8 protein-coding genes, 4 tRNA genes and 1 pseudogene are annotated in these 11,149 nt (G+C 46.4%); 5 read left to right on the forward strand and 8 right to left on the reverse strand.

Going from position 1 to position 11,149, the window contains the following annotated elements:
• Positions 1 to 169: 169 nt before the first annotated feature.
• From Q0338_RS04295 to Q0338_RS04315, 5 genes are all read left to right on the forward strand, one after another.
• Positions 170 to 244, forward strand: a tRNA-Gly gene (locus Q0338_RS04295).
• A 25-nt stretch (positions 245 to 269) separates the two neighbouring features.
• Positions 270 to 356 (forward strand) — tRNA-Leu (locus Q0338_RS04300).
• A 10-nt stretch (positions 357 to 366) separates the two neighbouring features.
• Positions 367 to 440: transfer RNA gene (locus tag Q0338_RS04305), tRNA-Cys, on the forward strand.
• Positions 441 to 459: 19 nt separating this feature from the next.
• Complete coding sequence (locus Q0338_RS04310) at positions 460 to 615, forward strand: hypothetical protein (RefSeq protein WP_004321784.1); 156 nt, start codon at positions 460 to 462, stop codon at positions 613 to 615.
• A gap of 30 nt (positions 616 to 645) precedes the next feature.
• Positions 646 to 735, forward strand: a tRNA-Ser gene (locus tag Q0338_RS04315).
• Positions 736 to 1,350: 615 nt separating this feature from the next.
• Here the strand turns inward: Q0338_RS04315 and nhaA are convergent.
• From nhaA to Q0338_RS04355, 8 genes and pseudogenes are all read right to left on the reverse strand, one after another.
• Positions 1,351 to 2,412, reverse strand: a pseudogene (gene nhaA, locus Q0338_RS04320) (Na+/H+ antiporter NhaA); the annotation flags it as partial.
• Between the two features lie 131 nt (positions 2,413 to 2,543).
• Positions 2,544 to 2,957 carry a nickel-responsive transcriptional regulator NikR gene (gene nikR / locus Q0338_RS04325; RefSeq protein WP_295140253.1) on the reverse strand — a complete coding sequence of 138 codons (414 nt, stop codon included), beginning with the start codon at positions 2,955 to 2,957 and terminating at the stop codon, positions 2,544 to 2,546.
• 51 nt (positions 2,958 to 3,008) lie between these two features.
• The gene (gene hypF, locus Q0338_RS04330; protein WP_298085682.1) at positions 3,009 to 5,234 is read right to left on the reverse strand and encodes a carbamoyltransferase HypF; all 2,226 of its coding nucleotides are present in this window, start codon (positions 5,232 to 5,234) and stop codon (positions 3,009 to 3,011) included.
• Positions 5,218 to 6,759, reverse strand: coding sequence for a hypothetical protein (locus Q0338_RS04335; RefSeq protein WP_298085683.1), 1,542 nt, complete (start codon positions 6,757 to 6,759; stop codon positions 5,218 to 5,220). The genes hypF and Q0338_RS04335 overlap by 17 nt, the downstream gene beginning before the upstream one ends.
• Positions 6,756 to 7,430: a HyaD/HybD family hydrogenase maturation endopeptidase gene (locus Q0338_RS04340; protein ID WP_298085684.1), complete on the reverse strand. Its 675-nt coding sequence runs from the start codon at positions 7,428 to 7,430 to the stop codon at positions 6,756 to 6,758. Before Q0338_RS04340 ends, Q0338_RS04335 begins: the two co-directional genes overlap by 4 nt.
• Positions 7,430 to 8,113: a Ni/Fe-hydrogenase, b-type cytochrome subunit gene (gene cybH, locus Q0338_RS04345; protein ID WP_298085685.1), complete on the reverse strand. Its 684-nt coding sequence runs from the start codon at positions 8,111 to 8,113 to the stop codon at positions 7,430 to 7,432. Before cybH ends, Q0338_RS04340 begins: the two co-directional genes overlap by 1 nt.
• Before the next feature lie 11 nt (positions 8,114 to 8,124).
• Positions 8,125 to 9,843 (reverse strand): nickel-dependent hydrogenase large subunit, encoded by a 1,719-nt coding sequence (locus Q0338_RS04350; RefSeq protein ID WP_298085686.1) that lies wholly within the window; start codon positions 9,841 to 9,843, stop codon positions 8,125 to 8,127.
• 2 nt (positions 9,844 to 9,845) lie between these two features.
• Entirely contained in the window at positions 9,846 to 10,994 is a 1,149-nt protein-coding gene (locus Q0338_RS04355) for a hydrogenase small subunit (protein WP_298085687.1), read from the reverse strand.
• Between the last annotated feature and the right edge of the window lie 155 nt (positions 10,995 to 11,149).

The following is an 11,149-nucleotide window of genomic DNA, read 5'->3' on the forward strand; positions in this document are numbered from 1 at the left end:
CGCCGACCTCTTGAATGCCATTCAAGCGCTCTCCCAGCTGAGCTATAACCCCAATCGTCGAAAAGATTTTGGAATTATATCATTTTTATCTTACGAAATTTTGAAATTTGATGAAATAAAATAAAATTTTAAGCAAAAATCAGCTAAAATCTCATTTTTCAAACAAAATGCGGGAATAGCTCAGGGGTAGAGCACAACCTTGCCAAGGTTGGGGTCGCGAGTTCGAATCTCGTTTCCCGCTCCATCGGTTTTAAATTTAGGGAATTTTTGCCCGGGTGGCGGAATGGTAGACGCAAGGGACTTAAAATCCCTCGGTATTTTTTACCGTACCGGTTCAAGTCCGGTTTCGGGCACCATTGACTTTTAGGCGACATAGCCAAGTGGTAAGGCATGAGCCTGCAAAGCTTTGATCCCCGGTTCGAATCCGGGTGTCGCCTCCAAAAATTATAAGGAGAGAAAATGCGTTATTTACTAGTGCTATTATCTGCTGCTTTGTTTATGGTTGGCTGTTCAAATACTTGGCGCGGAGCCAAAGAAGACACTAATAATGCCGTTGAATGGTCAAAGGAAAAAGTCAACAAAGGCGCTTCCTACGTTAAGGAAAAAACCGAATAAATTTGGCTATAATTAGCCAAAATATTTTTGCGGGAGATGGCTGAGCGGTCGAAAGCGGCGGTCTTGAAAACCGTTGAGGTGTGAAAGCCTCCTGGGGTTCGAATCCCTATCTCCCGGCCACGACTATACTATAAATTCATATTTAAATCCCTGTTTTATCGGTATTTTAAGCTACTCAAAAAGTGTAAAAGCTCGTCTCAAAATTTAGACAAAGTCACTTTGTTGCAAAAATTTGCCGTTTTGTTATAGAAACCGGATTTATCTTGGGGCCTCTTTATGACTTCCAAGCCAATAACAAAAATCAAAAATAGACCAAACTATTACTACTTTGATACAGCTATAAACGATAGCAAGAAAACTACCGTTAAATATTGTTTGTTTACGGAATGTTTATACGAAGCCAAGTCGCTTGCTTTGAAGATTAAAAATGCGGTAAATTTAACAGCTCAAAACTACGTAAATAAAAATAAAGTAATAATCTATAATTGATTCTTCATTAAGAAGCCAAATTATAAAAAAGGAAATGGTGCTAAATATCTAAATGCCTCTGAATATACACGCCTTATTGAAGCTATTATGAGAAATTTTTATTGTATCAACTTTTTTGGGTAGCAAGCAAATTTGTGTGCAGCCTAGCAAATCAGGCGACCATAATATCTGGAGATTAGCCACTTTAAAGCCTCAAAAAGACCATAAAATTAACTCAATCAATCTCACATGAAGCATTTATGATTAATGGGCGTCAAAAAGCATGATGTTTATACTTAAACATAAACCAATATTACTATCAAGCCTGCAAGAATTTTCAACTACATATAAATTGCAGTATTTGGGTAGCTTTGCGAGCTTAAATTTGATCGCAAGAAAGCAAAAGCCAAATACCCCTAGCTGCTTGCCCGCAAACAGCCCCAGTATGACGCCTAGCGACACGGGGTGGAAAATCTGCTCCAGTCCGATGCCTTTTAGCGAGATGCCAGCGTTTACGAAGGCAAATACCGGCAGCACGAAAAATGCGACGTAACCGTGCAGGTCGTGCTCGATCTGTTTTAGCATGGAGCCCTCGCCGTCCTTTGCCTTAAGCGGTATGAAAAATGCCGCCACGACGCCAGCTAGCGTCGCATGCACGCCTGATTTTAGCACGCTCACCCAAAGGATAATGCCCAAAATCACGTAGCAGGCTTTTTTATTTACGCCGGCTAAATTTAAAGCCAAAAGCCCTAAAGTAGCCGCTCCAGCAACCATAAACGACATAGCCGAGAGATGTCCGCTGTAAAATATCGCCATTATCAAAATAGCGCAAACGTCGTCGATGATAGATAGCGTCACGAGGAAAATTTTAAGACTCGCCGGCACTCTTTTGCCAAGGATCATGATAAGCCCCAGCGCAAACGCCGTATCCGTCGCAGTCGGGATCGCCCAGCCTTTTAGCGCGAAAGCATCGGCATGGTTAAACGCGTAAAAAACGAGCGCGGGCATGACGATACGGCCGGCCGCACCCACGATAGGCAGCACGATCTGAGCGGGATTTCGCATCTCGCCCTCGACTATCTCGCGCTTTAGCTCAAGCCCCAAAAGAAAGAAAAAAACCGCCATGAGCCCGTCATTTACCCACAAAATAAGCGGCTTTTGCAGGCTAAATTCGCCAAAAACCACGCCCATATTTATGCGTAAAAAAGAGTTGTAAAATCCGCTCAAAAAACCGTTTTGAAATATCATCGCAAAAATCGCGGCAAGGATGAGCAAGATGCCCGAACTAGCCTCGTTTTGGACGAAATTTTTAAAAGAAATATGTTTCAAATTTTAGCCTTAGGATAAAAATAGCGATAAATTCCGGCGATTTTAACATCAAAGGACTAAATGCGCGATAAAAAAGAGATTTTTGCGGGCAAATTTGATAGAGCTTATCAGACTTGCCCGCATTTTAAGCGCTATGAGCGCGGGATGGCGGCCTTGGTGAGTTTTGCAAATTTAACCCCTTTTAGTCCGCCCATTTTTTCCGAAAATTTCTCGATAGACCCTGCTTTACCGCGCAGTATCAGAGTCTCTAGGCAGTTATCGTGATCCACGTGGACGTGAGTCGTGCAGGCGATATGCAGGTTCGCCTTGTGCTCGATGTCCATCATTTTCACGACGAGGTCGTTTTGGTGATGTAGATAAATGAGCGTCAAAACGCCGATAAGATCCTCATCCGCGTCCTTCCAGCTGTCATTTACTATTTTTTCCCTAATCAAATCGCGAGTAAATTCGCTTCTTGAAGCATAGCCCTGAGCGCCTATCTTGCTATCTAGCTCGTCGAGGAGTTGTTTTGGCAACGAGACGCTAAATCTTATGATGTTTTCCACTATCGCCTCCTTAAAGAAATTATTAGTTATTATACATCAGAAAACTTTAATTTAAATTAATGTAAGCGCGATCTGACCGATAGCTACCGAGGAGTCGTTTGACGAAAAGTTCTTATTTATGTAATACTTCTTACCTTTTTGCTTAAGAATTAAAATTACATTTTCAAGCAGGGCTTTATTTTGAAATACTCCGCCTGCGAGCAAGACGTCGTTAGGCTGCGCGCAAGCTACGTCTGCTACGAGCTTTGCCAGCCCTTTTATAAAGCCCGTTGCAGCCGTTTTAGCGTCATCTTTTAAAGCTCTTTTAAAGGCCTCTTTAAAGCAAATTTTGTCACTCCTGATCTCAAACTCGTAGCAGACGTCTAAATTTGCGTCGTAGAGCGCTTCTAAGCTCATTCCCGCCTCGCCCTCGTAGCTGATGCTATCAAGTCCGAGGATCACCGCCGCAAACGCGTCAAATATGCGTCCAAGCGAGCTGGTTTTAACGCAGTTTATTTGCTTTTCGTGCAGGATTTTTAGATTTTTTAGCTTTGCTGGCTCAAATTTAGCCAAAAACGCCTCCGCCTCGCTCTCTAAATCATATTTTAAAATCGCGCCATAAGCTATCTGCCGGATATTTTTCACGCTAGCTTCGCCGCCGATCAGCAAAATTTCGTCAAATTTGCAAACCCGCTCGTACTCTTTGCCGCGCACTTTCAGGATCTCTCCGCCCCAGATACTCCCGTCCGCGCCGTATCCCGTACCGTCAAAGCAAAAGCCCAGATACTCGCGCTTTGCGTCCAGATCGTTTTCTAAAATCACCGAAAGCAAATGTGCATGATGGTGCTGGATTTGTGTGATTTTTGAGCCGAAATTTGCGGCATATTCGCGCGCCCATTTTAGGTTTAAAAAATGCGGGTGCAAATCGGCTACGATCTCGTCGAATTTTAGCTCGTAAATCTCGCTAAAAAGATTGATTAGCGCGCAAAACCGCTCATAGGTAGCGACGTTTTTTAGATCGCCGATATATGGGCTTATCATCAGCTCGCCGTCCTTAAAGATCGCAAACTGATTTTTTAGCTCCGCTCCGACGGCCAAAACGGTCTTTTCGCTCTTAAATTTCGTGCGGATAAATTTGGGATGCACGCCGCGGCTCGTGCGGATAAAGATAGGCTCGCCGCCCGCTACAAACGCGATACTATCGTCGCTTGGCGAGTGTATCTCGCGGTCGTTATCTAGGTAAAAATCTATTACGCTGCCCAGCTTTTCTCGCAGGTCATTTTCGCCATATATGATGGGCTCGCCGGAGACATTGGCCGAGGTAGCGATAACGTCGCCCTCTAGGTACTCAAAAAGCAAAAGATGAACGCCCGTGTAGGGCAAAAATATACCGATTTTATTAAGCCCCGGCGCTAAATTTGACGGAACCGGCGCATCAGACAAGCTTTGCAAAACGACGATCGGTTTTAAATTTGAGCTTAAAAGCCGCTCTTCTTCGGGCGAAATTCGAGCGTATTTTTTAACACGCGCGAGGTCTTTACACATCACGGCAAATGGCTTTTTAGGCCGCTTTTTGCGCTCTCTTAAAAGCCCCACCGTATCATCCTTTAAACGGCACATCAGATGAAATCCGCCAAGCCCCTTTACGGCTAAAATTTTGCCCTCGTTTATGAGACGCGCTGCCTGCTTTGCGCTTTCGTTATCCCGCGCCAAAACCCGCCCGAATTTATCTTTTAGAGCAAGCCTGGGCCCGCAGTTTGGGCATGAGACGGGCTGGGCGTGATAGCGGCGATTTAGCGGATTTTTGTATTCGCCGCCGCAAAATTCGCACATCTTAAACGCGTTCATCGTCGTGTTTGCGCGGTCGTAAGGCAGAGACTTGATAATTGAAAACCTCGGGCCGCAGTTGGTGCAGTTGATAAAAGGATAATGATACCTCGGGTCTGCAGGGTCGTAAAACTCGCGCTCGCAGTCTGCGCAGAGGGCAAAATCAGGCAAGATTGGCGCGTATTTTTTAGCTGATTTTGAGGCGACTATCTGAAAGTCGTCAAATTTGACGCTAGGTAGCTCTGTTTTTCGCATCTCGTCAATGCGAGCGAGACTAGGCAGCTCCTCGTGTAGCGCTTTTTCAAATTTTTCTATCTGCTCCCGTGGGCCGCAAAGCGTTAGCTTTACGCCCTCGTCGTCGTTGTAAATTTCGCCTGCAAGACCGAATTTAAGGGCTAGATTATAAACGAAAGGGCGAAAACCCACACCTTGAACCAGGCCTGAAATTTCATATTTAAAACATCTCTTCAATCAAAAACTCTTTGCTAAATTTGGCGTTTAAACCTGTTTTTAGATGCTTTAACGTCAAATTTGCAAGCGTTTTGTTTTCAAAAAGCGAGCCGCAAAGCAGCGCGTTTCGTACGCTAAAATCCTGCTTTAGTGCGTCCGAAAAATCGCTCAAAAAATAAGCCAGCGACTCGGCGTATCCGTAGCTAAGCAGCCTAGCATCGACGCCTGCGAGCCTAAAGCTCATGCCGCTTCTGGCAAATTTAACGACGTCAAAATGCGTTTTGTTTAGCATTTTAAAATCGAGCCTAGGCCCTTTTGCACCGTTAAAATCGCTCACGTTTTGCAGTAAAATCTCTCCCGCTTTTTGCGCATCGCTATCAAATCCAAGCAGCGCTCCAGCCATACAAAATAGCCCGAAAAAGCCGTTTTGTACGCCAAGCTCGCCGCGCGGCAGGCTAAAGTTTTCGCCGTAATTTTGAAGCAATCTCTCGCCGCCCTCCTCGCGCTTTATCTGCGCATAAAGCTCCTCAAAGCTCGCGGGCAAGGCGAAATTTAAGACGTTAAAATCATCAAATTTGGGGTAAATTTTAACTTCATCGTCTTTAAACCTGCTTAAAAATATCCTAGCTATCCCGCCCTCTTCGTCAAATCCTTTTTTTGCGAGATTAAAAGTGGCTAGATTTTTATCCGCGGCGCCCTCTATCTGGCTCAAATTTGCGCGTGAATAATAAATCCTAGAGCCGCTAAAAATATATCCGTTTTCAAGCACCACGGCCTTAAACGGCGGCTTTTGCGCCTTTAAAGCGATAAAATTTACGCCCGCTTTAAAAAGCTTGTCGCAAAGCGCGTAGATGAAAATGTCCCTCGCCGCGCAGACGTCAAAAAATCTAGGAGAGCTTGGGTGATTGCCGCGGTAAATCGCCGTCGTTTTTAGCGTAACGGCGGGCTTTTCGTAGCTTGCTAGGGCAACCTGCTCGGCTTCGTTTGCGATAAAAATTTTGGGTAAATTTTTAAGGTTTGTCGGCATTAAAAGATTAAAATTTTCGTTTAGTTCGGTAAAATTTGACGCTTCAAATTCGCCGCTAATATCTTTAAATTTAACGCTTTCGCCCGCGCTTAAATTTTTAAAAGCAAACTCCAAAAGCTCGCTAAAATTTATCTTCGTCACGGGAGTAAATTTACCGTCTATAAAAACGCAAACGCCGCTAAAAACACCGTTTTCGCACTCTTTTAGTTCGCCTTTTAAATAGGCGCTAACGACGCATGGCGTGATGTTTGAGAGGGTATTTACGGGCTCGCTTACTTCGCCTTGGGGTAAATTTTCGCTCGCATAAACCTTTGAGCCGCGCAAAAATACGCTGTGAGGCAGCGCGCTAGAAAGTAGATCGGAAAACGCCAAAAGCTCATCTTGCGCGCCTTTGGCGTAAAGCGCCCTTGAATCTCGCTCCTTTTTAATGCTAAATTTTAAACCGCTTTTTTGCGCGTAAAATTTAAGAAAAAACGCGAAATTTTCGATCGCGCCGTCAAACTCGTAAGCTAAAATCATATCGCGCCCTTTTTTGAAAACTCTAAAGCGATGTCTGAAACGCTAAAATTTGCAATCTTTTCGTAGCTAAATCCAAGCCGCGAAAGCTCGTTTAAAAGCGTCTTTTCCATCAAATTTGCCCCCTCTTGCGCCTGCGCGGAGAGCTCAAAGCTCATAGGCTCGATGCGCTTTGGCACGATACCTAAAATTTTCGTCCGAGGCAAATCGCCCGCAAACTCCATGAGCCGCAAGGTCTCTAACATCTCAACCTCGTGCGCGGAGCCGTTCCACGAGACGGCGGGCGGCATCTGCTCGTAACCGAAAAAATACACATCCCCCGTATCGCCGCCCTCGGCGCTGATACAATCAACGACTATCAAAACATCCGCCCAAGCAATAACAGGCGTTAGCGCCATAGCTAGTGTGCCGCCATCGATAAATCTTAGCTCCAAATTTGCGCCGTCTGCGTTAAATTTAGAGTCGTCACAGCGGTCAAAGTCGCCGCTCAAATTTAAGTTTGCGCCTTCTAAATTTGACGAGTCAAATTTATCGTCCAAATTTAAAACGGAGTCAAATTTAGCCCCGTTTTTAGGGCCAAATTTGTAGTTTCGCTCCATCATTTTTACAAAATGCACCCCAACGCCCTCATCGCCAAACATCACGTTGCCGATACCTAGCACCAAAACGCGCATCAGTGCTCGTCTTTTACGTATTTGTAGCCGCTTACGATGGCGTCCATAGCTCCGTTTTTGCCTTTTACGGCGTTAAATACCGCCATATACACGTGCGCCACGACAAAAACCATGATGATCCACATGCAGATGCGGTGTATCGTGCGGACGTTAGCTAGACCTCCCATGAGCTCCTCGCACTGCCTCATCGGCTCGTAAAGTAGCCCGCCAAGCCCCTCGTGATAGACGTGGACATAGAGCACGAGGCCCGTTAGGCAGATCAGAAAAAGCACCAGATAAAAGAAAAAATACGACGCAAACTGAAGCGGGTTATAAACGCCCTTTAGATGCGGGTGCGGGCCCAAAAACAGATAGTATTTTATCTGCGCTATCCAGACTTTTGGATTAAAAAAATCGACGATACTCACGATCTCTTTGCGGCTGTATTTGTCAAATATAAATAGATAGAGCTTGAAAATAAAGCACGCTATCAGGACAAATCCCGCGATCTGATGAGCCGCGCGCCACTTGGCGTTCATAAACAGCACGGGCTGGGTCGTGACCTCGGGACTAACGAAAACATACGATATATAGTATCCGCTCACGACCAAAAAGGTGATGGCAAAAAACCTGATCCAGTGCGTCGCTCTAAGCCCGATGGAAAATTCATACTCGCTTTTGCGGTCAAATTTATGCTCGCTCATAGCCGCTCCTTTCACAAATTCGGGTTGATTTTGTATTCGCCCAGCTGCGTGCCGCGCGCATCCATCACGTGTACGGCGCATGCGATACAAGGATCGTACGAATGTATCTTACGTATGATCTCAAGCGGCTTTGTTAGATCGGCGATCTTTAGCCCGATGAGGCACTCCTCGTAGCTTCCGCGCACGTTTGCGGCGTCTTTTGGCGAGGCGTTCCACGTGCTAGGCACGACTGCTTGCCAGTTGGTTATCACGCCGTCCTTTATACGGCACCAGTGGCTGAGCGCGCCGCGAGGGGCGTTGCCTTGGAAATTTCCTTTATACTCTTTGCCATTATCTATGACGTACTTGGCGCAGGTTTCTTGATCGGTTTTTAGATTTTCTACTAAGCTATTAAAGGCGGTTAGTCCGTGATCGGCTACTAGTTTAGCCTCTAGCATCCTGGTTGCGGTTCTGCCTAGCGTAGAAAATACCGCCTCAAGCGGAAGTCCCGTGTCTTTTAAAAATTTATCCACGATCTTTACCACGCGCTCGTTGCCTTTGGCGTAGTTTATCACGATGCTAGCTATCGGGCCCACCTGCATAGGTTTGCCCTCATAGCGAGGAGCTTTGATCCAGCTATATTTGCCTTTTTCGTCAAAGACTTTAGTATCTACCTCTTTGCCGCTGCCGCCCAATGTTTTCATATCTTTTAGGCCGGTATAGTTTGGCTCGGTCTCGCCGTCGTACGGATGCAGCGGAGCCGGGTTTTTATACCATGCGCGAGTGGCTTCCTCGGTGATCTTATCGCCGTCTACTTCGTAAACCTTACTGATATCGCCGTTTAGGATAGCGCCGCCTTGGATTAGATATTCGTTTCTGCCGACTAAAAACTCGTCGTAAGCGAATAAATTTGACACGCCGATGTCTTTTAGCACGCTAGGCTCGCTGCCGTAGGCTTTAGCAGCCATGACGAGATCTGGATAATACGCCCTGTTAATAAAATCGGCCGTTTCTTGAAATTTGGTTAGGTATTCGCCTAGTCTTGCAGGGTCAAGCAGATCCATAACGCAGGTCACGCCGCCTACGGTTAGGCTTTGCGGGTGCGGGTTTTTGGAGCCAAATATCGCCATCATCTGCGCTACCGTTCTTTGTATCCTTAGACACTCTAAATAGTGCGAAAGTACGATCAAATTTTGCTCCGGCGTAAATTTATAGGTCGGATGTCCCCAGTATGCGTTTGCAAAAGGCCCTAAATTTCCTTTTTTTACGAAGGCTTCGACGCGCTCTTTTACCTCTTTTAGTTTATCTGCGCCGGTCGCATAAGGCGTATCGCAGTATTTAAACGCCTCGTCGCTAGCCTTGTGTACGTCCGCGCTTAGAGCCGAGACCACGTCCGCCCAGTCAAGGCCGTGAAGCTGATAAAAATGCACCACGTGATCGTGCATATAAAGGGCGTTGTTCATCAGCGTACGTGTTAGCTGCGCGTTTAGCGGAGGAACGATGCCTAGCGCGTTCTCGACGGCCATGATGCCCGCGCGGTAGTGCGAAAACGTACAAACGCCGCAAATCCTCTGCATAAAAAATCCAGCATCCCTCGGATCTCGCCCCTTTACGACCTGCTCTATACCGCGCCAAAGCGTCGAGCCCGAGTAGGCTTCTTTGACTACGTTATTTTCATCTACGACGACCTCTATGCGCAGGTGGCCTTCTATCCTGGTTATCGGGTCTATTACTATTCTTTGCTCGCTCATTTTTACGCCTCCTCTTTGTCTTTAGCAAAAATGCTTACCGCGGCGTGCGCTGCTATACCGATACCTGCGAGCGCCAGCACTCCGATGCCGATTTTATCGCTGACGTTATCGGCGCCTAGGCCTAAAACGGTGTTAAACAGCCTATCTGCCATCGGCTCCTCAAAAGGCCCCATCGTATCCCAAAAATCAGGCTCCGAGCAGCCTATGCAGCCGTGACCCGCCTGCACCGGCCAGCTGGTGTGCTGATTAAATCTCTCGCGAGAGCAGTTATTAAACGTATATGGGCCTTTGCAGCCGACTTTATAGAGGCAGTAGCCGTTTTTCGCACCCTCGTCGCCAAAGGTCTGCACGAACTCACCCGCATCAAACCTACCGCGTCTTTCGCAAAGATCGTGGATCCTAAGCCCGTAAGCCCACTTTGGACGGTTAAATACGTCAAGTGCGGGCAAAGTACCGAAAAGTATGTAGTGAAGGACGTTGCCCACGATATTTTTCTCGCTCGGAGGACAGCCCGGGACGTTTATGACCGGTTTTGAGGTTACTTTTGATAGGCCGACGGAATTTGACGGATTTGGCTTTGCGGCTTGTATACCGCCAAAGCTCGAACAGGTACCGATGGCAAATATCGCCGCGGCATTCTGGCTCGCGTGCTTTGCGTGATGAAGGCCGCTAAGACCCAAAGGACCGACCGTTAGATAGTTTTCCGTATCGCCCGTAGGTATGCCGCCCTCGACTAGCAGGATGTATCTGTCTTTGTATTTTTCGATCGCGCTTTCTAGGTTTTCCTCAGCCTGCCAGCCTGCCGCAGCCATCACGGTTTCATGATACTCAAGGCTAATGTAGTCAAAAATCAAGCTATCTATACTCGGCGCATCGGTGCGAAGCAAACTCTCGCTGCATCCCGTGCACTCGGCCATGTGTAGCCATATCACGGGCAGCCTGTCGCTAAGCTCGGCGGCTCTAGCTACGGTCGGCGCCATCGACGCAGGCAGCGCCATAAACGCCGTCATCGCGCCGGCCCATTTCATAAAATCGCGCCTGCTAAATCCGCTTTTCTTTAAAGCTTCGCCGATCGATCCGTTTTTTAGAGTCGGAAGTGCGGCAAGCACGTTAAGCCTTTCGTTTATCCTAACTAGGACGTCATCTTTCATGCTCTCTCCTTGGGTGAAATTTGCATTTTGACATGTTTGATAACAGAGTAAATTTGTCTTTAATCATTATCAAATAGCTTTAAATATTGAAATATTACAACTAAAAATTAAAATTCTATATTTAGTAAAAGTATTAGTTTTTATGATTAAGTATA

It is taken from the genome of uncultured Campylobacter sp., assembly GCF_938018145.1.
Classification (GTDB): Bacteria; Campylobacterota; Campylobacteria; order Campylobacterales; family Campylobacteraceae; genus Campylobacter_A.